The organism is Cupriavidus sp. H18C1 (genome assembly GCF_049311595.1).
Lineage (GTDB): Bacteria > Pseudomonadota > Gammaproteobacteria > Burkholderiales > Burkholderiaceae > Cupriavidus > Cupriavidus cauae.
On record NZ_CP186009.1, the window covers coordinates 1,593,784 to 1,615,030 of the forward strand.

Annotated in this window: 20 protein-coding genes and 1 pseudogene; 17 read left to right on the forward strand and 4 right to left on the reverse strand. The window is 62.3% G+C overall.

Features of this window, described 5'->3' with window-relative positions; genetic code table 11:
- Positions 1-88: 88 nt before the first annotated feature.
- The 7 genes and pseudogenes from OJJOAM_RS23045 (at position 89) to OJJOAM_RS23075 (ending at position 6,375) form a co-directional block, all read left to right on the forward strand.
- Positions 89-1,336, forward strand: a complete 1,248-nt coding sequence (locus OJJOAM_RS23045; RefSeq protein WP_422651036.1) for a molybdopterin-dependent oxidoreductase — start codon at positions 89-91, stop codon at positions 1,334-1,336.
- Positions 1,337-1,343: 7 nt separating this feature from the next.
- Positions 1,344-1,697 carry a c-type cytochrome gene (locus tag OJJOAM_RS23050; RefSeq protein ID WP_422649975.1) on the forward strand — a complete coding sequence of 118 codons (354 nt, stop codon included), beginning with the start codon at positions 1,344-1,346 and terminating at the stop codon, positions 1,695-1,697.
- Between the two features lie 216 nt (positions 1,698-1,913).
- Positions 1,914-3,063: pseudogene (locus OJJOAM_RS23055) on the forward strand (MFS transporter).
- Between the two features lie 339 nt (positions 3,064-3,402).
- On the forward strand, positions 3,403-4,326 hold the full coding sequence (locus OJJOAM_RS23060) for an SDR family oxidoreductase (protein WP_422649976.1): 924 nt from the start codon (positions 3,403-3,405) through the stop codon (positions 4,324-4,326).
- On the forward strand, positions 4,319-4,819 hold the full coding sequence (locus OJJOAM_RS23065; RefSeq protein ID WP_422649977.1) for a DUF1097 domain-containing protein: 501 nt from the start codon (positions 4,319-4,321) through the stop codon (positions 4,817-4,819). Before OJJOAM_RS23060 ends, OJJOAM_RS23065 begins: the two co-directional genes overlap by 8 nt.
- A 164-nt stretch (positions 4,820-4,983) precedes the next feature.
- Entirely contained in the window at positions 4,984-5,310 is a 327-nt protein-coding gene (locus OJJOAM_RS23070; RefSeq protein WP_422649978.1) for a hypothetical protein, read from the forward strand.
- Positions 5,311-5,439: 129 nt separating this feature from the next.
- Positions 5,440-6,375 carry a cyclase family protein gene (locus OJJOAM_RS23075; RefSeq protein ID WP_422649979.1) on the forward strand — a complete coding sequence of 312 codons (936 nt, stop codon included), beginning with the start codon at positions 5,440-5,442 and terminating at the stop codon, positions 6,373-6,375.
- Here the strand turns inward: OJJOAM_RS23075 and OJJOAM_RS23080 are convergent.
- The gene (locus OJJOAM_RS23080; RefSeq protein WP_422649980.1) at positions 6,347-7,747 is read right to left on the reverse strand and encodes a sensor histidine kinase; all 1,401 of its coding nucleotides are present in this window, start codon (positions 7,745-7,747) and stop codon (positions 6,347-6,349) included. The two genes, OJJOAM_RS23075 and OJJOAM_RS23080, sit on opposite strands and share 29 nt — an antisense overlap.
- Positions 7,748-7,784: 37 nt before the next feature.
- On the reverse strand, positions 7,785-8,459 hold the full coding sequence (locus OJJOAM_RS23085) for a response regulator (RefSeq protein ID WP_422649981.1): 675 nt from the start codon (positions 8,457-8,459) through the stop codon (positions 7,785-7,787).
- Positions 8,460-8,594: 135 nt separating this feature from the next.
- On the opposite strand from OJJOAM_RS23085, the gene OJJOAM_RS23090 reads away from it, so the two are divergent.
- The 4 genes from OJJOAM_RS23090 (at position 8,595) to OJJOAM_RS23105 (ending at position 11,966) form a co-directional block, all read left to right on the forward strand.
- Complete coding sequence (locus OJJOAM_RS23090; RefSeq protein ID WP_422649982.1) at positions 8,595-9,572, forward strand: Bug family tripartite tricarboxylate transporter substrate binding protein; 978 nt, start codon at positions 8,595-8,597, stop codon at positions 9,570-9,572.
- Positions 9,573-9,645: 73 nt separating this feature from the next.
- On the forward strand, positions 9,646-10,089 hold the full coding sequence (locus OJJOAM_RS23095) for a tripartite tricarboxylate transporter TctB family protein (RefSeq protein WP_422649983.1): 444 nt from the start codon (positions 9,646-9,648) through the stop codon (positions 10,087-10,089).
- On the forward strand, positions 10,086-11,591 hold the full coding sequence (locus OJJOAM_RS23100) for a tripartite tricarboxylate transporter permease (protein WP_422651037.1): 1,506 nt from the start codon (positions 10,086-10,088) through the stop codon (positions 11,589-11,591). The genes OJJOAM_RS23095 and OJJOAM_RS23100 overlap by 4 nt, the downstream gene beginning before the upstream one ends.
- A 135-nt stretch (positions 11,592-11,726) precedes the next feature.
- On the forward strand, positions 11,727-11,966 hold the full coding sequence (locus OJJOAM_RS23105) for an SgcJ/EcaC family oxidoreductase (RefSeq protein WP_422651038.1): 240 nt from the start codon (positions 11,727-11,729) through the stop codon (positions 11,964-11,966).
- A 69-nt stretch (positions 11,967-12,035) separates the two neighbouring features.
- On the opposite strand, the gene OJJOAM_RS23110 is transcribed toward OJJOAM_RS23105, so the two are convergent.
- Positions 12,036-12,707, reverse strand: a complete 672-nt coding sequence (locus tag OJJOAM_RS23110; RefSeq protein ID WP_422649984.1) for a helix-turn-helix transcriptional regulator — start codon at positions 12,705-12,707, stop codon at positions 12,036-12,038.
- Between the two features lie 125 nt (positions 12,708-12,832).
- Between OJJOAM_RS23110 and OJJOAM_RS23115 the strand changes: the two genes are divergently transcribed.
- On the forward strand, positions 12,833-13,135 hold the full coding sequence (locus OJJOAM_RS23115; protein WP_422649985.1) for a hypothetical protein: 303 nt from the start codon (positions 12,833-12,835) through the stop codon (positions 13,133-13,135).
- A 207-nt stretch (positions 13,136-13,342) separates the two neighbouring features.
- On the opposite strand, the gene OJJOAM_RS23120 is transcribed toward OJJOAM_RS23115, so the two are convergent.
- The gene (locus tag OJJOAM_RS23120) at positions 13,343-13,720 is read right to left on the reverse strand and encodes a hypothetical protein (RefSeq protein WP_422649986.1); all 378 of its coding nucleotides are present in this window, start codon (positions 13,718-13,720) and stop codon (positions 13,343-13,345) included.
- 19 nt (positions 13,721-13,739) lie between these two features.
- On the opposite strand from OJJOAM_RS23120, the gene OJJOAM_RS23125 reads away from it, so the two are divergent.
- The 5 genes from OJJOAM_RS23125 (at position 13,740) to OJJOAM_RS23145 (ending at position 20,924) form a co-directional block, all read left to right on the forward strand.
- Positions 13,740-15,527 carry a helix-turn-helix domain-containing protein gene (locus OJJOAM_RS23125; protein WP_422649987.1) on the forward strand — a complete coding sequence of 596 codons (1,788 nt, stop codon included), beginning with the start codon at positions 13,740-13,742 and terminating at the stop codon, positions 15,525-15,527.
- A gap of 55 nt (positions 15,528-15,582) precedes the next feature.
- Complete coding sequence (locus tag OJJOAM_RS23130; RefSeq protein WP_422649988.1) at positions 15,583-16,245, forward strand: hypothetical protein; 663 nt, start codon at positions 15,583-15,585, stop codon at positions 16,243-16,245.
- A gap of 10 nt (positions 16,246-16,255) precedes the next feature.
- Positions 16,256-17,296, forward strand: a complete 1,041-nt coding sequence (locus OJJOAM_RS23135; protein ID WP_422649989.1) for a hypothetical protein — start codon at positions 16,256-16,258, stop codon at positions 17,294-17,296.
- A gap of 1,340 nt (positions 17,297-18,636) precedes the next feature.
- Positions 18,637-19,479: a phage integrase family protein gene (locus OJJOAM_RS23140; RefSeq protein WP_422649990.1), complete on the forward strand. Its 843-nt coding sequence runs from the start codon at positions 18,637-18,639 to the stop codon at positions 19,477-19,479.
- Positions 19,480-20,645: 1,166 nt separating this feature from the next.
- Positions 20,646-20,924, forward strand: a complete 279-nt coding sequence (locus OJJOAM_RS23145) for a hypothetical protein (protein ID WP_422649991.1) — start codon at positions 20,646-20,648, stop codon at positions 20,922-20,924.
- Positions 20,925-21,247 lie beyond the last annotated feature (323 nt).

Sequence of the window (21,247 nt, forward strand, 5' to 3'; positions counted from 1 at the left end):
AAGGGATACCAAATTTACCGGTTTTACTTATAAGCGCCGATCTTTTACGCTGCTCGCCATCAATTATTCAAAAGACCAGGAGACAGGAATGGCGGGACAGCATAAGTCCGACGGCGCCGATTACGGCCGTCGCAGCATCTTGAAGGGCGGCGCGGCCATCGCCCTTCAGGGAACGCTCGGAATGGCGGCGCCGGCGGTACTGGCTGCGGGCCGGACGATCGAAATGCCATTCGAGAACGGCCAGCGCGAACTGGTGGCATTTCCGCAGAAGCGGCCGCTGATTCTGCTGACCAGCCGGCCGCCGCAGCTCGAGACGCCTTTTGAAGTGTTCCGGGAAGGCGCGATCACTCCCAATGACGCCTTCTTTGTGCGTTATCACTGGAGCGGTATTCCGACAAACATCGATCCCGCCAAGTATCGGCTAAAGATCGATGGCCATGTCGCAAACGCCATGGAGCTGTCGTTGCGGGAACTGCGCAAGATTGCCGATCCCGTCGATCTCGTCGCCGTCAATCAATGCTCGGGCAATAGCAGAGGGTTTTTCGACCCACGCGTCAATGGCGGCCAGCTCGGCAATGGCGCCATGGGCAATGCCCGCTGGACCGGTATTCCGCTGCGCGCACTGCTGGAAAAGGCCGGCGTCAAGGCCGGAGCGGTCCAGGTCAGTTTCGATGGACTGGATCGTTCGCCGCTCGAAACGGGGCCGGATTTCGTCAAGGCACTGACGATGGATCACGCCATGGATGGCGAGGTCATGCTGGCCTGGGCGATGAATGGCAAGGACTTGCCGTTCCTGAACGGCTATCCGTTGCGGCTGGTCGTGCCCGGACACTATGGCACGTATTGGGTCAAGCATCTGTCGCACATCCAGGTGCTGGACAAACCGTTCGACGGATTCTGGATGAATGCCGCCTACCGGATTCCGGCCAATGACTGCGCCTGCGTGCCGCCGGGCTCCGCTCCCACCAGCACGGTTCCGATTGGCCGATTCAACGTGCGGTCCTTTATCACGAGCCATATGCAGGACAGTATCGTTCCGATGGGGCAGCAGGTCGTCGTGAAGGGAATTGCCTTCGACGGCGGGCATGGGATTCAGGAGGTGGCATTTTCCGACGATGGCGGCGGCAGCTGGCGCGCGGCGTCGCTGGGCAAGGACCTGGGCCGGTACTCGTTCCGGGAATGGAGCATTGCGTTCCGTCCGGCCAGGAAGGGCAATTACGACCTGCGCGTTCGCGCAAAAAGCCGATCCGGCGAGGTCCAGCCGCTGACCGCGAACTGGAATCCGGCTGGATACATGCGCAACGTGGTCGAATCCACGCGCTTGATCGTCAGGTGAGGGCGCCATGAAAAGACACCAGATGCTGTCCATCCTTGCCGCCGTCGCCGCTTCGGTGGCAACGTCCACCGCGATCGCGCTTGAAATCAAGCTCCCTCAGGAGACGGCGATGTACAAGCCGAGCAGCCTGCCGGGATACGCGCTTGCATTGCAAAACTGCATGACCTGCCATTCCGCGCAATACGTCGCGACGCAGCCGACTTCCTCGTCTCGGCAGTATTGGGAGGCCACCGTCAAGAAGATGAAAAAACCCTTCGGCGCGCCGTTGAAGGACGAGGACATACCCGTCATCGTCGATTACCTGGTGAAGACCTATGGCGCGGAAAGGGCGGAGGCAGCTCCGTCCGCGGCAAGGAAGTAGGCGGGCAGGCGTCCCCGATCCGGCATCCGCATAGGGCGCCATCGGCAAGCGCAGAGCTGGGCATTGTGCCGGGCGCAACGCTGATTTGCGCCCGAGCCCGATTCTCGCGACGAAGGTTAGCTCCTAAGCTCACTCCCACTTCGCAATCGACTGGGAGCGACCTTGAAATCCACCTCTTCTTCCACAACCCACTCCATGGCCCCGGCGCAAACGCCGATGTCGGGCGCCTTGGTAGCCTTGTTCTCGCTTTGCGCCGGCGTGCTGGTCGCCAATCTCTACTACGCACAGCCGATCATCGACCTGATCGCGCCATCCGTCGGGCTGTCGGTCCATAGCGCCAGCGTGATCGTTTCGTTGACCCAAATCGGCTACGCCCTTGGCCTGTTTTTCCTGGTTCCTCTGGCGGATCTGTTGGAGAATCGGCGCCTGCTGATGGTCAGCGGTGCCGCGGCGGCGATCAGCCTGGTCGGTGCGGCGCTGTCGAGCCAGCCGCAGCTGTTCCTGCTCGTTTCGTTGATGCTGGGCCTCAGTTCCGTCAGCGTGCAGATACTGATTCCCTTGGCCGCGCATCTGGCGCCCGAAGCCATGCGTGGCCGTACGGTCGGCACGATCATGGGCGGGCTTCTCTCCGGCATCCTGCTGTCGCGTCCGCTGTCCAGCATGGTGGCGGAGTACTTTGGTTGGCGCGCCGTGTTCCTTGCCGCCGCGGCGGTGACCTTGGCCACGGTCGCCATCATCGCCATCACCCTGCCGCGCCGGGTGCCCCAACATCGCGCGACCTATGGCCAGCTGATCCAGTCGCTGTGGCATCTGTTCTCGCGTTACGCGGTGCTGCGCCAGCGCGCATTGTTCCAGGGGCTGCTGTTCGCGGCCTTCAGCCTGTTCTGGACGGCCGTGCCGCTCGAGTTGGCGAGCACGTATCGGCTCTCGCAATCGCAGATCGGTGTTTTCGCCTTGGTTGGCGCATTGGGGGCGGTGGCGGCGCCCATTGCCGGCCGGTTGGCGGACGCCGGGCATACGCGCGTTGCGTCATTCCTGGCGATGATCGCCGCGGCCATCAGCTTCCTCTTCGGACTCGACTCGGGGCACCACGGCGTCTACGCGCTGGCGCTGACGGGCATCGTGCTGGATTTCGCCGTGCAGATGAATATGGTCCTTGGCCAGCGTGCGATCTATGCGCTGGATGCGACGAGCCGAGCCCGCCTGAATGCGCTGTACATGACCGCCATCTTTATCGGGGGGCGCGATTGGCTCGGCCGTTGCCAGCGTCCTGTACACGGCGTTTGGCTGGCACGGCGTCGTCCACGCCGGAGTCGGTCTTGCATTGCTGTCGCTGGTGGCGTTCACGGTCGCATCGCGGCGATGACAGTGGCGATGACAGTGGCGATGACAGCGGCGGGTGCGCCTGTGGCATAGGGCGGCGTCGCCGGGAGGTGGCACGGCAAGCGCATCGCCCTTCGGCTGCGGCAATCCCTCCCGCCGCATTGTTATGGCCGGTTGAATTGACCCGCCAAGCTGCCCACCTTTATCCCGCCCACGCCAACCGCCAAGATGGCCGCCATGGGACGTGCAATCCAATCCGAGCGTCCCTGGCAAAGCGATTGCGCGCACCGCGGCGGACGCCGCCAATACCGGGGCAAGACGACCTGTTCCCCAACGCAACGCCATGCCCTAGCGACGTGTCATCTACGAGCAAGGAGCAACCATGAGTCTGACCATCCTGATTACCGGCGCCTCCAGCGGGTTCGGCGCCCTGAGCGCCAGGGCGCTCGCCTCGGCCGGCCACACCGTCTACGCGGGCATGCGCGACACGCAGGGACGCAATGCGCCGCAGGTCAACGCATTGCTGGCCCATGCCGCAGGCAACCGGGTGAACCTGCATGCCGTGGAACTCGACGTGCAGTCCGAGAGTTCCGCGCAATCCGCGGTGGATCGCGTCATTGCGGAGCAGGGCCGGATCGATGTGCTGATCCACAACGCCGGGCACATGGCGTTCGGTCCCGCCGAGGCCTTCACGCCCGAGCAGTATGCGCATCTGTACGACGTGAACGTACTGGGCACCCAGCGCGTCAATCGCGCGGCCTTGCCGGCGATGCGCAGGCAAGGGCGGGGGCTGGTGCTTTGGGTCGGCAGCAGCAGCCACCGTGGCGGCACGCCGCCTTACCTGGCGCCGTACTTCGCCGCCAAGGCGGCAATGGATGCCGTCGCGGTCAGCTATGCCGGAGAACTGGCCCGCTGGGGCATCGAGACGTCGATCATCGTACCGGGGGCCTTCACCAAGGGCACCAATCACTTCGCGCACAGCGGTCGACCGGCCGATACCGCCCGCGAGCAGGAATATGCCACCGGCGCCTATGCCGGCTTCGAACAGGAAGTCCTGCAAGGCCTGGCCGCTTGCGAACCGCCCGATGCCGACGCGTCCGCGGTGGCGCAGGCCATCGTCGACATCGTCGGGCGTCCCTACGGCAAGCGGCCTTTCCGCGTCCATGTCGATCCATCGGACGATGGCTGCGAAGTCGTCAATGCCGTCGCCGACCGGATCCGTGCCGATTTCCTGCGGCGCATCGGGCTGGCGGACCTGTTGTCGCCTCGCCTGGCCGCTCAGTCAGCGGAGACCAGCCATGGCTAATCGCGCCTTTCCCACGCATTTGAAGGTAGTCATCGCCGAGTCGATCGTTGCCTCGTCGGCCGCCACGCTGAGCGTGACCGCGCTGGACGTGCCGGTATGGGCGATGTTCGTCGGGTGGATCTCGTTTTTCACCCGGGGAATGAACCTGAAGCAGGGCGCGATCAATCTGGGCTGCGTGCTGATCGGCGTGGGGCTCGGTATCGGCGCGGCGCTTGCCATGGCGGCACTGACGCCGCTGCTGGGCAGCTACACGCTCGGTGCGGTGGTGTTCGCGATCACCGGCATCGCCCTGTCGCTGGCAAAGGCGCCGGCGTTCAACAACCTGCTGGGCTTCTTCCTCGGCCTGGTTGCCTACTTTGCCTCGCACCAGCCGCCATCCGTGGCCGCGTTCACGATGCTGGCCTCGGCGGCAACGCTGGGGACGATGGCGGCGTTCATTGCGCACAGTCTGCAGAGGCGAATACAGCGGGGGAGGGGTGTCGCGGCGCATTGAATGCGATCTGGGCCCATGCAGGGCGGCTTGCGCGTGCCAATTCCGATTCCGACGCTGGTTGCCGGCGCGTCGCTCTGGCCGGATGGTCGGTACAATTCGAGATCGACTTTCCGAGTCAAGACCCATTCGGACCGTATTGCCGTCCAGAACTCCCCCGGCTGCGCATGCTCTCCACCGCCTCCGCACTGTTTCTGTTTGCCTTGACAATGCTCGGACTCTGGCTCGTCTCCTGGTCCCGACGAGCGGGAGCGCGGCATGCGCGCGCCAAGGCTGAAGAGGAGGCGCGCATCCTCACCGCGCTCGTTGACGTGAGTCGCTACGCTGGGCAGCCGGTGGACCACCTCAAGGAAGTCCTTGGGGACCGATGCCGCTATAGCTCGTTTGATTTTGGCGCATTCACTCTGGAATGGGACATCGGCCAGGTCCAGATCATTGCCTGGTGCCGGGGGAGCGAGTGTGAATCGATGGAGATCCTGCCGCGGTCGAACTAGCCGGTTGCCGAGATGACCGATCCATCGACCCTTGCGTACGATTCAAAGGTCTTTCGCAGCCAGGCCGGTTTTTTTGCATGGAGCGCCCGAGCAAAATCGTGATTCGATCGTCAGACAGCGGAGAACACGATGAAAGCAAAGCGCGCAGTTGCGATGGCGGTGATATTGGCGGCAACGGCTCACGGCGCATGGGCGGCCGACTGGTATCCCTCGCAGTTTGGGCCGGACGATGAAATCGGCGCGGCCAACCTGTTGACGCCCGACGTCGTCCGGCAGGCCGCCGGGCTGGTCAAGACCGGCAAGACCTATGCGCTCGGCGTTCCGGTCAGCAAGGATCTGCCGGCATTCCGGCATCGCAGCTTCAAGCTGTACAACATTCAGCCCGGAGAGCAGGCAGGCCAGACCCTCGGCCCGAACCGCTTTACGTTCAACGATGAGCTCGCCGTGGCGTGGACCGGTGTCGGCACCCAGCTCAATGGCATCGGGCATATCGGTATCGACAACGTCTACTACAACGGCAATCGTGCGGCGGACTTCGTCACGGTGGAAGGCGTGAAGAAGCTCGGCGTGGAAAAGGTACCGCCGATCGTCACGCGGGGCGTGGTGCTGGACATGACCGCGCATTATGGCAAGGCCATTGTGCCGGGCGGAACGGAATTCAAGGTTGCCGATATCCAGGCCGTGCTCAAGCGCCAGGGCGTCACGCTGCGCAAGGGCGATGTCGTGCTGTTCCACACCGGATGGCTCGAGCTGATCGGCAAGGACAACAAGCAGTTCCTCGAGGTGGAGCCGGGTATCGGCATGGAGGCGGCGCGATGGCTCGCCGACCAGGGCATCGTGGCGTTCGGTGGCGACACCTGGGCCTCGGAGGTGTACCCGAATCCGAGCGGCGAAGAGTTTCCGGTCAATCAGTTCATGCTGGCCAAGCGTGGCATCTATAACCTCGAACTGATCGACAGCCGCGCACTGGTGCGTGACAAGGCATGGGAATTCCTGTTCGTGCTGGGCCAGCCGCGCTATGTCGGCTCGACGCAGGTCAACGTGAATCCGGTAGCGATCCGCTGACAAGGCCGGACGCGGTGGCGGCGGGCAATTCGATCCGGACCCGAAGTCCTTGTCCATCCGGCCCGTCTTCCAGCTGCACGCGTCCGCCATGCGCTTCGCAGATCTGCCGCACGATTGCCAGACCCAGTCCACTGCCCGGAGAACGCGAGCCGCCGAGGCGCGCGAATCGTTCGAATGCCTTGGTCCGCATCGCCGGCGCAATGCCGGGGCCACTGTCGTCTACCAGCACCCGATGCGTGGTGGCCCCCGCCATCACGGTCACTTCCACCCGTCCGCCCGCGGGCGTGTATTGCACGGCATTGTCGAGAACATTAGCCAGCATCTCGCGCAGCATGCTTTCGTCGCCGTTGACGTAGGCATGCATCCGGTCGGAGGCGCTCAGGCCAAAGTCCAGCTGCCGATCGCGCGCCGCGAGATACCACTCGGCGGACACCGCCCGGCACAGCGCCGTCAGGTCCAGCCGTTGCAACGCGGCGCCCTGCGCGGAATGCGGCGATTTGGCATCGGTACGTGCCAACGCCAACAATTGGTTGGTCAGCCGGATGGTGCGATCGATGGCATCCCGGATCTCACGCCATTCCGGCTTGGCCTGATAGGTTCGCACGGCATGGTCGGCCTGCGTTCTGACCAGCGCGAGCGCGGTGCGCAACTGATGCGAGGCGTCGTCGAGAAACTGCGATTGCCGCGAGACCATGCCGCGCAGGCTGTCCAGATAGCTGTTCAACGAGGCGAGCAGGGGATGGATTTCCCGCGGCAGTTCGGGGACGTCGATGGGATCCAGGCTGGCGGTGTCGCGGGCGCGTAGCGTGGCCTCGATATTCTTCAGTGGCCGCAGCGCGACATGCACGGCCAGCGCGATCAGCGCAAGCGAGGCAGCGATCAACAGCGCCTGCTGCCACAGCGTGGTGGCGAGCAGCCGCATCGCCATGTCGTCGCGCATTTCCAGCGTTTCGCCGACCTCGACCAGAGCGATGCCCCCATCGCGAGCGTTCGCGACCGGCTGCCACAATGCCGCGACGCGCAGCGGCGTGCCGAGGTAATCGGTATTGTAGAAATGCACGAGGGCAGGATAGTGGTCGCTGCGCGGGACGTCCTTCGGCATCGGCGGCAAATCGCGATCACCGGAAACAAAACGCCCGGCCGGATCGCGCACCCGATAGAAAATGCGGCCCCGGATATCGACCTGGAAGGTGTCCAGCGCGACATAGGGAACGTCCACCACCAGCCGGTCATTGCGATAGTCGAGCCGTTCCGCGATGGCGCGCGCGGAAGCCAACAGCGTGCGGTCATGGGCCTGATTGGCTTCCGACAACGCGGTGCGATACGACGTGAACGCGGTAAAGATGCCGACCGCGACGAGCGGAATGGTCAAGCGCCAAAGCAGTCGTCGGCGCAGGCTATGCCGACGTTCAGTCGCTGCCATGATTCGATTCGAGCAGGTAGCCGATGCCGCGGACGGCCGTGATGGTCGTGCTGCTATCGCGCAGCTTCTTGCGTACGCGAGAGACGTAGAGCTCGATGGCCTCGGGGTTGACCTGGTCATCGAGCGAGAACACCCGGCCGAGCAGGCTTTCGCGGGTTACCACGCGGCCGGCGCGGATAAACAGCGCTTCCAGGACTGCATGCTCGCGCCGCGACAGCATCAGCGGCTCGTCGCGCAGCAGGAAGATGCGCTCGACCGAGTCGAAGGCGAGGTCGCCGAAGCGCGTCACCGGCTGGCCACCATGGGTACGCCGCAACTGGGCCTTGATGCGCGCGCTCAATTCCCCAAGGTCGAAAGGCTTGGCGATATAGTCGTCCGCGCCCAGGTCCAGCCCCTTGATGCGGTCGGCAACCTCGCTTCGCGCGGTCAGGATCAGGATAGGGGCCCCGATGCCGCGGGCTCGGGCGATGCGGAGTACCTCCAGTCCATCGATGCCCGGCAATGACAGGTCGAGCAGGATCACACCGTAAGGCTGTTCCTGCAGCATCGTCAGCGCAGTTTCTCCATCGAGGACATGATCCAGATCGAATCCGTCCGCGCGCAAGGATTTGACCATCCAGGCAGCGAGCTCCTGGTGGTCCTCGATCAGCAATAAACGCATGGAATAGGGTAAACGCTAGGCCGTGACAGTCGCGATGACAGGCTCGCGACAGCATCGGGCTCTACGATACGGCCAATCGCGCCGAAGTCAATTCGTGTTCGCGCGTCATAACAACGACCGGACCAGGAGACCCCAATGACCGCTATTCCCAAGCTTGTCGTCGCCGTGCTCGCCGCAGGGGCGATGCTCTCCACGAACGCCCAGGCCCAGCCATCGCGCCCCGAATGCATTGCGCCGGCCAAGCCCGGGGGCGGTTTTGACCTGACCTGCAAGCTGGCACAAACCGCGCTGCAGGACGGCGGCCAGTTGAAAAGCCCGATGCGCGTGACCTATATGCCGGGCGGCATCGGCGCTGTCGCCTATAACGCCGTCGTGGCACAGCGGCCGGCCGATGGCCAGGCCATCGTCGCGTTCTCCAGCGGCTCGTTGCTGAACCTGGCGCATGGCAAGTTCGGCAAGTACGGGCCGGACGACGTCAAGTGGCTGGCCGCCATCGGCACCGACTACGGCATGGTCGCGGTCGCCGCCAACTCGCCGTACAAGACGCTGAAGGACCTGATGGCCGCGATGAAGGCCGATCCGCAGAAGGTGGTGTTTGGCGCGGGCGGTTCGGTCGGCAGCCAGGACTGGATGAAGGCGGCGCTGGTCGCCAAGCAGGCCGGCGTCGAGCATCGCACGATGCGTTACGTCGCCTTCGAGGGCGGCGGAGAGGCCATCACGGCTTTGCTCGGCAACCATGTGCAAGTCGTGCCGGGTGACATCGGCGAGGTGGCGGGCATGCTGGAGGCCGGCAAGATCCGCGTGCTCGCGGTGCTGGCCGACAAGCGCCTGCCGGGCAAGCTGGCGGCGATTCCGACCGCGAAGGAGCAGGGCTTCGATGTGCAATGGCCCATCGTGCGCGGCTTCTATATGGGCCCGAAGGTGCCCGATGCCGAATTCCAATGGTGGAGCACCGCGTTCCGGAACTTGCTGGCCTCGCGCCAGTTTGGCGAAGCGCTCGACGCCAGGGGCCTCTTTCCGTTTGCCAAGACCGGTCCGGAACTGGACGGCTATGTGAAGGCGGAAGTCGCCCGCTACCAGACGCTGGCACGCGAGTTTGGCCTGCTGAAATAAAGCGGGCCGCAGCGGCGGCCTGGCCTCTCCCTTGGGCCGCGCTCGCGGCCATCTCCAACACGCCGAGACATCGATGAATAGTGATCGCGTTTTCGCCATCGCGTGGCTGCTGCTGAGCGCGGCCGCCGCGTGGGTGGCCACGGGATTTACCGCCGAGTTCAGCTACGAGCCGGTGGGGCCGCGGGCCTTTCCGCTGCTGCTGTGCGTGCTGATGGCACTGTGCAGCATATGGCTGCTTCTCTTTCCGGGGCCCAAGGTCGCCTGGCCCGAGCGCGGCGGCGCATTCCGGCTGGCCATCATGGTAGCCGCACTGCTGGCGTATGCACTGGTGTTCCAGTGGCTCGGCTTTGCCATTGCCACCGCCTTGCTGACGATCGCGCTGGGCCGGCTGTTCGGCGGCGGGTGGATGGCCTGCGTGGCGACCGGGGCGGTCATGGGCATCAGCCTGTTTTTCCTGTTCGATCGCTGGCTGGAAGTCACGCTGCCGATCGGCACCTTGATCGAGGGCCTGCTATGAGCGCGTTCGAGCATCTGTTGCACGGTTTCGGCATTGCGTCGCAATGGTCGAACCTGCTGGTGGCCGCGATCGGCGCCTTTATCGGAACGCTGGTCGGCATGCTGCCGGGGCTGGGTCCGATCAACGGCGTCGCCATTCTGCTGCCGCTGGCTTATGCGATGAAGCTGCCGCCGGAAACCGCGCTGATTCTCCTGGCTGCCGTTTACATGGGATGCGAGTACGGCGGCCGCATTTCGTCGATTCTGCTCAATGTACCGGGCGATGCCGGTGCCATCATGACGGCGATCGACGGCTACCCGATGGCGCGCAAGGGACTGGCCGGCGTGGCGCTGTCCATCTCCGCGTGGAGTTCGTTTGTCGGTTCGGTGATTGCCACCATCGGCCTCGTGATCTTTGCGCCGGTGCTTGCCGACTGGGCGGTGGCCTTCGGTCCCGCCGAATACTGCGCGCTGATGGTATTTGCCATCGCCTGTCTGGCCGGCATGGTTGGCGACAAGCCCGTCCGCACATTGCTCGCAGCCTTGATCGGCCTGACGCTGGCGACCGTCGGTGTCGACGCCAATAGCGGCGTGTACCGCTTCACCTTCGACAATGTGCACCTGTCCGACGGCATCCAGTTCATCGTAGTGGTCATCGGCTTTTTCTCGGTCAGCGAGCTGATGCTGATGCTGGAGCAGCATACCGAGACGGGGCAGCAACTGGTCAAGAACACCGGCCGCATGATGTTCAATACGCGGGAGGCAGCGCAGACCTGGTGGTGCACGGTTCGTTCGTCGGTGATCGGTTTTTTCGTGGGCGTGCTGCCGGGCGCGGGCGCGACCATTGCCAGCGCAATCACCTATATGACCGAAAAGCGCATCTACGGCAGTCAAGGAACCTTCGGCCATGGCGATATTCGCGGTGTGGCGGCGCCCGAGGCGGCCAACAACGCCTCGGCGACCGGCTCCTTCGTGCCGATGCTGACCCTCGGCGTACCGGGCTCGGGTACGACTGCGGTGATGATGGGTGCGCTGACCCTGTACAACATCACGCCCGGTCCGATGCTGTTTACCCAGCAGCCGGATATCGTCTGGGGCCTGATCGCGTCGCTGTTCATCGGCAACGTGATGCTGCTGGTGCTGAACATCCCGCTGGTCAACCTGTTTGCGCGCGCACTGTCCACGCCGATGTGGATGCTGGTGCCAGCCATCGCGGCCATCAGCGCGATCGGCGTCTACGCGGTGCATGCAACCACCTTCGACCTGGTGCTGATGACGGTGCTCGGCGTGTTCGGCTATATCCTGCGCAAGATGGATTTCCCGATGTCCGCGCTGATCCTCGGTTTCGTGTTGGGCGAAATGCTGGAACAGAACCTGCGCCGTGCCTTGTCGATCTCGAATGGCGACGTGGCGGTGTTGTGGTCGAGCCCGATTTCGGCGGGGCTGCTGCTGGCGTCGGCGACGATGCTGGTGGCTCCGTTTCTTGTTCGGCGGTTGCGCGGGGTGTGGAGGCAGGTTGCGTAATCACGACGTGGATTTTCGCTGACTGCTATCATGAAACGGCCAGAAAAAACCGCTACAACGTTCTGCGATACCAGCGATATGAAACACCCAGAAGAAGCGTTGCAAGCGTTTCAGAACGCGTGGAATCGGCACGATATGGAATCCTTCGCAACATTGTTCCATGAGGATGCGACATTCGTGAACCGGTTTGGGCGCTACGTGCGCGGCGTCGAGGCGATTGTCGAGATGCACGCTCCGATTCACGCAACGATCTACAGTGATTCCACGCTCGAAAACGAACTGATACACGTGGTGACAATCGGCCCCGAAGCGGTGGTGATGCCCGACATGGTGAAAATCGCCGGGGGATTAGGGATCGGGCCCAGAATCGATTGACTGCCAACAACGACGAACTCGTACTCGTTCGTGATCTCGGCAGCGGCTGGGATGATGTGTTCCAGATCTTCACGGTTCATGCGTCTCTCCGAGGATAACGCCGGTCTTCAATGCTTGGACCTGCGCTAACACATTGCGCCGCACGTCGTCTGGTAACACCGTGGGCAGAGGAGAGGCCTGGCGGAGTTCCTGAGCACGCCGCGTCCGGCCAAGCGCTTTGCGCCAGGATCGCTTCGCAAGGATCGATTCCCACTCGGACCACAGTGAATCGGACCGTGACCCACCCTGTGCGCGCCATCGCTGGAGGACTTCCTGAGCCCGAGCTAGTAGAGCGGGGTCATCCTGTATCAGCCGGATCGCTTCCTTGTGAAGCGCCATGCTTTGGAGGTCCTGCGCCTCGTGACGGCTGGAGTCCGTCCGGACCCGGACTTCGACCTGTGGCGCAGGACGCCTGGATGACGCGGCCGCGGAGTGCTCCGGTGCCGGCTGGAACGTATCGCTAACCAACAGGGCAAGATCGGCGGCCACGCCCAAAACGGACATGACGCGAAGATACGTGCCCATGGAAGGCGCCGGGTCGCCCGCTTCAACGGCCGCGAGAGTGGTTCGGGAGATGCCAACGCGCTTTGCCATCTCGACCGTGCCGACGCCTTGTGCCTTGCGCAAGCGTTTGATGCGGTCGCCGAGCTGCAACAGCAAGTGACGTTCCAGAACTGAAGTGGTATCGGTGAAGGCTGGCATGTTCACCATTCGAGACAAAATTGCCGCCTTTGATCATTTTGCCGGACAAATATTGTGCGACGTTGCTCGGTGTCGTGCGCCGCTGAAGTGCCATGGCGAGAGCCAGCATACCTCCGTCCAACGAAGTGCTCAAACAGGAAGGCATGCACATGCTCAATCGAAAATATCGCCATATAACCGCAGACTTACGTAGAGACCTATTTGTGCGTGCTGCCTTTTCTGTTTGGTCGCAGCCCGGTGGTCGAGTTGATATTGCGTTGTGCGGGCGTAATCGCATGCATTTTGTGCGGCGGCACATAACAATGCGTAATGCCATGCACAATGGGGAAGTCCGTGCGGACGTTTCCAAAAAAAACCATAACGACGCCAATCTAATGACCTTGGCCGGGGACGATAATGAAGCCCAGCCCGCGTGTGTGATTTCGTAACGCTATGTGGCGTGCTGCAGGCACAGTGGATGGGCGGCGTGCTTGGCGTCCTGTCACGAACTTGGCGGGCGACGCCGAGTAGGGCTGATGTCAGCATTGGCGAAACATATATAAATATATTAGTCCGCCATATTGTCACCCAGCCTGATCCAGTTATAGATCAAGTGACAAGCCAATAAAAGTCGCTTGAAAAATACTCGGGTTGGATTAATTTCCAATTGCGGTCGCTATGTGCCGACCACAAAAAAAGGGGCGACCATCGTTGGTCACCCCACGGTTTTTTTGGAGAACAGTGAACTCGTTATCTGAAACTGACTGAAGCACTCTGTTAGCGCAGAGCCGCTTCGTATCCTCGCTGCACGGTTTGATTTTGGTGGTTATTTTGCCAAAGTCAAGGACCGTTTGCGCAGCGAAAACCGAATGAACATTTATGGGGGGCAAGCCATGGGGAGCCGCCATCACGCGCAACGTTCCGAAGAGAAGGCAAACAGGTTTCGGCGCCACTTTGCTGCCAACCTTTGGGTCTTCCATTCCAACAAGAACCGGCGCTATCTCTACATCGAAGGTGACGTCGCCTTCATGCATTGCGTGTTGCTGGAGGGGAATGCCTGAATTCGTGTCCTATCGGCCGCCGCTCAACCCAGGACTGGACGCCGACCACAGTGCTCTGGAGCTACTTCCGCATTCTGTTGCCCGGGATCAGCGAGGCCATCAAACATGGTTTGGCTACCTTAGAACGGGGTCGCGGCGCGAGGATGAGGTCAAGGCGCGTAGTGAAGCCCTCGTTGCGACGGCTGCGAAGCAGCAGGCGCGGTGCGAATTTGTCTCCGAGCGATACCTGGAACGACATCGGTATCTCTTCGACAACTGGCTAGTGCTGAGTCGGGCGATGACTGCAGCGGCCAGCTATCCGCGGGAGGCGGAAGCCGATGCACTAGTCGCAATCCTCGCGAGCGAGGGCATTTTCCAGCTTGGCGAAGCGTTGCGATGGCCACAGTGTGATCCGGCGATGATGCTCGCAGTCATTGCCCGGGAACTTCAATTGGGTCGATTGGGGGGCCGACCTGACGAGCGCGTTGATTGGTCCGGCAACGATGATCCGTCGGGTGCCATGATGGCGGTCAGCGGCGCACGGAAGCGGGTCGTTCCTGCGTTTGGCGATCCCGCCAATTGGCCACAGCCGTCTATCGAGTCATTCTCGGAGTCGGCGCGGGCTACATACCGGCGCCGCGAGCGGGCTGTGCGGCTGTACGTTGCCCATGTGCCCTTTGATGTCATTACGCGAGAGACAGGCCTCTCGCGTCGAGAAGTCTACCGTCTGCTGGATCGCTTTACCGCCCCCCATCCCGTTCATGGCATCTTCGGATTGTTGGCGCTGGTACCTGGTCAGAGGATTCGCGGCTACCGACGTCAGAAGCCGGTACGCGAGAACGCGGGGAACTCCAGTGGTTACGCCGGTGCGCTTGGTGCGCTCATAGACCGAGTTCCGCAGGCATTGGAGTTGATCTACGAGGAGCTACTTGGGACACGCGCGCCGACGGAGCCAATGTGCGACCGCGCTCCAACGTTTCGAGTTCTGCATCGTCACTGGTTGGCGGCCCTGCGCGATGTCGGCCTTTCGGATGTGGACTGGCCATTCTGTACAGGCGATCGCGGCTACACGACGTTGGTTCGGTTCTGTAAGACGCTGATGCAACGTTACCCCGATCGGGCGGTCCGCCGTCGATTCGGGAAGGCGGCTGCCCAGCGCATGGCGTCGGTCGGACACGGTGTTCCTGCGCTGATCCACCCGCAGAGGCCGGGATCTTTTGCCATTCTCGACTTCAGTCGCGTGGATGCGGCGTCCTGTCTTAGCCTCGAAACGCCGGAAGGAAGGGTCTTGCACCAAGTATTGCCGCGTTGGTACATCGCCATGCTGGTCGATGAACTAACGACGGCCACGTGGAGCGCCTTTGCCACGCTCGAAATTGAACCCAGCGCTGACAGCGTCCTCGAAACACTCGATCGCGCCATTCGTCCGCACGCCTACGCGGACGCTTCTCGAACCGAACAAGGCCAGGCGTTGGCCATTCATATACAGGAGCTGGTTCCGGAACTGGGCTTCTCAGGCGTTACGGTGCTCAAATTGGACAACGCCAAATGCAACCGCGCCCATGAAGTGGTGAGCAACATCATCGATACGCTCGGGTGCGCCATCAATTTTGGTCCGCCTTACCAGTGGCAGAGGCGCTCGGCCGTTGAAAAGACCATTGGGCAAGTGTCTGCAGACGGTATCAAGCGCCTGGCGTCGAGCTATGGTACCGGGCCAGGGGGATCCTCGGCGGCCCGATGCGGCCCGGGAAGCAATTCGGCACAAGATCGACTACCGCGATGTCGAGCGGCTACTTTTTGAAAGTTGCAGGACCCACAATCAGAACCCTACCGAGCGCCTGAACTTCTGTTCGCCCGTGCAGCGCTTCAACCTCGCCCTAGCGCACCCCGCATCCGGCGTCTTCTTCAACCCGCTGCCGGCCGCAACACTGCGCGATCCCGTTCTATTGGATCATGTTGAAGATTGCGTCGTACGCGGCAGCCTGGAAAAGGGCGTGCGGCCGCACGTTCGACCGATGCGCTGCCGCTATACGAGTCCAACTCTGGCGCAGAGCTGGGAGCTCATCGGGAAGGTGCTCCGGCTTCGGATCAAACGCTACGATGCCAGGCAGGTTACTGCGATTCGCCCGGATACGGGCGAAGTCCTTGGCCCACTACGCCCGGAGCCGCGCTGGTGCGAGCGCCCGTTGTCCTGGCGGATGCGCAAGCTGATTCTTCGGGCTGGCCTGCAGGCCAGTGCACAGGAGCGCCTCGACCCCATGCCGGCCTGGAATGCCGCTGTGCAATCGCGCGTCCTCGGTGCCAGAAGAAGCCGCGCCAAGCAACGGAAGGCCTCGAAAGACGCGCTATTGCTGGCGCAGCACGCGCGGCTTGAGCTGACCGCACATGGCGGCCAGCCCAGGCCGCAGGCCAGCGCCCATGGCGTGCAGCCAACAAACGAAGTCGTTGATGAGGCGAGTTCCCCGCACCCAGCTGACCCGTTCGGGCTGGATGTTGTTCCTCATTGCCGCTTGAAATGAAGGAAGCGCCATGAACCACGATCCGGTGGTTATCGAACAAGCGGAGATTACGGGCTGGCAGACCATTTCGAAGGGCTGCCTCATCGGAGATACGCCGCTGCGCAAGGAGCTATTGCTTGGCCATCCGGCGCTCAGTGGTGCGCAGCCGATCCGTACGCCGATGGCCGAGAAAATGTACAAAGAGCTCAGAGATTCCATCCTAGTAGGCGAGCCGGGGACCTATTTCGTTGGCGAACGGGGAGATGGCCGATCGGCCGCATTGCGGATCTGCGCCCAGGTGCTCGAACACGAGTATCCCCAGATCGCGTCATATCACCATGCCTCGACCGCAATGAGCAATTCCAATGAAAAAGTGGCGATGCAGGCCATGTTGGCGAGCGTCGGGCATGGGGTGTTGTCTGGTGGTCCGGTCGTACTGCGGGAGCGCTTGATTGCCAAAGTCGTCGATGACTTGCGGCGTCGAGGGACTGGCCACATCGCGCTCTGGCTGGTTGACAACGCGCATAACATGCAGCAGGCCGAGCTGCAGATGCTGGCAGACGTGCAGGAGCGGCTTTGGGATAGCGGCGTGCAGCTTGTGACTGCAATGATGACCAATGACGACGAAGGCTGGCAGAGGAGCGCCCATGGCGCGGCACGTTCGACTTTTCTATCCAGACGGTTCTTCGCCCACGCGCACAAATTGCGAGGTGTGGTCAAGCCAGACGATGTCAGCGAGATCCTCGATCAGTTTGACACACGAGATTTTCCACGAGGCACCGATGTGCGGTGGACCGAATTCTTCCTGCCGCGCGCCTATCAAAACGGCTTGCGCCTGGCGGGCGAGGGGCCAGCGCTGTACGGTGCATTGACACAGTGCTCCGCGCACCCCGACAAGCGCCCCGCAACGTTGGACGTCTTGTTTGGCGCTGTCCGAGGGGCGCTGCTAAACGGTACGCACTATGACCATCCCGAATTCCGCTTTACGCCGGGGAGCTGGAAGCAGGCAGTTTCGATTGTGCAGATGCAGAACTTCTACGTCCCACCGCGACTACCGGGGTGCGGGCCATGAGCACTGTCGCCGGAGTGGATCTGATACCGCTTCCGTACGAATCCTCGGTGTCATTGCTGCTGCGTCTCGCGTACTGGAACCGGTTGCGACCATCGGATTTCGCCTGCCTAGGCATCACGGCAAAGCGATCGCATCAGACCCCATTGCATCTCGATGCGCAGGGAGGGCGGCGCCTGCGTGAGTTGACCCACTGGAGAGTTGACCCAAGGGAAGCGTGGCTATTTCATCTGCTACAGCACACGCATATGCTGTTGCCTGGGTTGCGGTTCTGCGCAAGTTGTCTGGCAAGCGGCTATCACACCTACTTCTTCCAACTCGCCTGCATTGCTCGGTGCCCGTTGCATCAAGAGGTCCTGTGGAACAACTGCCCGTGTTGTGGCGTCGGACTGCAGAGCGATTTCTCGAGACGGGGGGATATTCTCTGGACCGTACTACTGTCCCAGCTGCGACCGACCATTGGGCTTGCACGTCGCCACGGCGGATTCGTTCCTCATGTTCCAACGCACCGCCGATACGATGGCGGATGTCTTGTTACCGCCTTGGCTTTGGGTCAAGCGCGTGGCAGCGATGCGCCGGGTGATACCTGCGCTGTTTCAGGCCGACTTCGGTCGTCCACTGCGCCCGGCACTTGCGTCCTGCCAAGGCAGCGTGCTTTGTACGGTTAGGCCGGCAGACTGCATCTATCCAACGACGGCCATGACGGTGTTGACGTGGAACTTGCGTCGTGGCCCACGCGGGGACCAGGGCTCGGAGGTCAAGCGCAAGCGGCTTGCACTGGTGTATCGGGCGACGTTGCGCAGCCTTCAGTGTTGGATTAGCGCAAGCGGCAAGCCGAATCGCGCGCAGGGGCCTCTCATGACGTCGTCGGCTACCGCAACCACCACGGCGGGGGCCGCTTCGGCTGCAAGCGACATGGCGCGAGCCGAACGCGCGTACGAACTCTTACGCTACGCGGTCGAACGCAGGCGCGACGGAACCACGGTTCATGCCGACGTAGCGGGCGCTGAACCCGCATGGGACTTTCGTATCGTCGACCGATCGCTACAAGACATGCCGAGGCTGCCGGTGCGCGCCGTGTTTCTTGGGATGTTCGCAGAAAGCTACCTGCGTCTTGAAGGAAGGGGCGATGACTATTCGGCCTCCACAGAAGGCGTCCGAACTGATGCAGAGCTCGTCTTGTGCGGTGGACTTGTGGGCGGTATTCGTTGGGGATTTGTTTGCTTCCCCCCGCATTGCGGGGCTTCCGACACGACCATTCAAGTGTGTGAGCGATTCGGTCAACGAGGCGCTCCTGCTGGTCGCGCGCAAAAGCGTGCCATACCTTCATGCCGGAGGAACCGATGAAGACGATCCTGGATGAAGCGGTAGGCCAGTTGGGCCGTGCAAGCTACGCGGCGCTCTCAGCCTGGTTGCAAGGAGTGCCTGCCGATCGAGTCGCCGCACGTTGGCTGATGCCGCCGGACGCCGAAGCCATGCCGACCTTGCGACAATCGTCGCTTGCCCTCGGCCAGCTGCTTGAGGCGGCCCGGCTGCAAGCACTTCGTCATGGACGCGTCGCGATCGGCGAGGCGCTGCAGCCGAAGCGGTGGACGCGAAAGACGCGGCAATGTGCGGTCGACGCATTGCATCGCATCGAGGCGTTCGGTCCCGTGGTTCCGCGGCCGGCGCACGACATCGCATTATGGATGTCGCCGCCGGTGGTGGCTCGCCTCCGGAAGTCCGGTGTGCAGACGTTGGGGGATCTCATCGCGCTTTTGGACCGATATGGCGACTGCTGGTCCCGACACGTATCGGGCATTGGCATGGCAAGCGCCGAGCGAATTGGGGCATTTGTGAACCGACACGCCACAACTCTCAGTTGCCCGGTCGCGCTTGTGGCTGGCGACGAAGCGCGCCAGCCCATGACGGCGGTAGGCAGCTTGCTTGGCTTGTGGATGGGGACTGACTTGCCTCAAGCAGCCCCGAGCACGATACAACGGAAGGTGGGTGCGGTCCACGCTGTCCTCGCCAGCCATGGCAAAGCATCGGAATCGCCTTGTCTCTCGAGCCGAGGTCAAGCTGTGCCGACGAGGGGGGGACGATGTCGCCGTACAGTCGTGGTTAAGCTATTGGCCTCCTGGAACAGCGACGCGACGGGCGTATGCCAGAGAGGCGGCTCGTTTCGTCGCATGGATTGCGCTTGAGCGCGGCAAGACGCTGGCTTCTGTACTGCCCAGCGACTGCGTTGTGTATTCGAGCTTCCTGAGCACCCTGGCGCCACATTCGAGATGGTGCGGGCCGCGGGTATGTCGAATTAAGTACGTCGATGGCCAAGCCGTTGCCAACGCCGCGTGGCGCCCATTCACCGGATCACTTTCGCCGCGTAGTCGGGCCTATAGCGAACAAGTACTACGGCTGATGTTCGAGTGGCTCAAGCAGCAACATTACGTTGATACGAATCCTTGGGTCGGAATTTGTCACACCATGCCGACGTTGCCGAGACGCCTCGATCAACCTGTCAGCGAGGTACCAGTTCGTTTCTGGAAGGCGCTGCACCAGTGGTTCGACAGTGAAGCCAGGCGCAGCGCGACAGGGCGCCTAGCGCGTGCGGCGTTCCTGCTGCTAAGCGAAACTGCTGTCCAGCGCAGAGGCGACTTGCGCCTCCATCCGTACGAAGGATTCACCGGAAGGTGGACGAGAGGTCTGGACCATCGAAGTCAAGCGCGCAGACCAATCCGTAGGCGTAACCACGGTCACCCCCCGATTGCGTGACGCCATTCGTGCACACTGGAAGGATCGGGACGACTCGTTGGCGTCTATCATTGGCTATCCTCGGGGCATCCCGCTACCCGGGAAAGTACGTCCGGCTGTTGCACAAGGACGCTGCGGCTACAGCGTGCGAGGGCTGCGGCACGTCTTGAAACGCGCGTTACACGCGTTCAGTGACTCCATCGCAAGTGGGGGATCACGCCATGAGAAGATGGGCGGCGCAGCTGCATGCAGATTCGCTATCGCATGGTGCGGTCGCCACTAGCCTGCCGGAAAGTCTGCGCGATCAAGGTTGTCCTATGTATGCCGTATCCAGGCACCGTCGCGGGGCAGCAACACAACGCCGACGGAGACTCTAGTCGGTGGCTGTTGACAATGGTCTCCCACCGTAGATCCCGCGGCCATGCCGACCTGCGGTCTAAGTACGATGGGCTCTTCCGTCGTGATGTACAAAACGAAGCGATTGCGCATCCCCGGGATCAGGAGCGTTGGTGAAGTACAGTGATTAGGGCGATTAGAGCAATGGCGGCGCGGTAAATGATGTGATGCCACAAGGTATGAGGCTTGTGCGCAGTATTGGCTGCCGTCGAGGGAGATCATGTTGAAGACGCATATCACACACGCATTCAGGGACGGCAACGATCAAGCCCTTCATGTTCCCCACGAGTTGGCGTATGACCGTATTGACGTGGAACTGCAGATTGAGCGAATAGGGGATGAACTCCGCATCCAGCCCGTTCGAAATTCTCTGGTGGGAGTTCTTCAGAAATTTGCGGAGTTTGAGCCTGACCGGCGGGGAGGTGCGCAGTCACGAGCAGGCGGAGGGTCGATCTTGATGGCCGCAGAGTCATCGTTCCCGCCGATGGCCGACCGAAATTGACCCGGGCTGTTACATGCGGTTCGCTATCGCACGACGCGGCCGCAACTGGGCGATTGGGAAAGCTGCGGGGCAATAGCTTTCGTATGTACGCGGTCTCCCGGCAGCGGCATCGGCCAGGAACATATCACCGGAGATGCTCTAGTCAGAAGGCGCGGGCGTACGACAGAGAACCGGCGAGACCTACGGCGTGGGACGGTAGAGGGGGGCCAAGTCACTGGCCCGGATCCACCAGCGCCGGCCAACCGGCGAGCCGGCGACTTTGGCAGCTGACAGCCAGCCGACCCAAGTTGTGCCAGAGCAAACTTATGGGAGCGTTGTGGTAC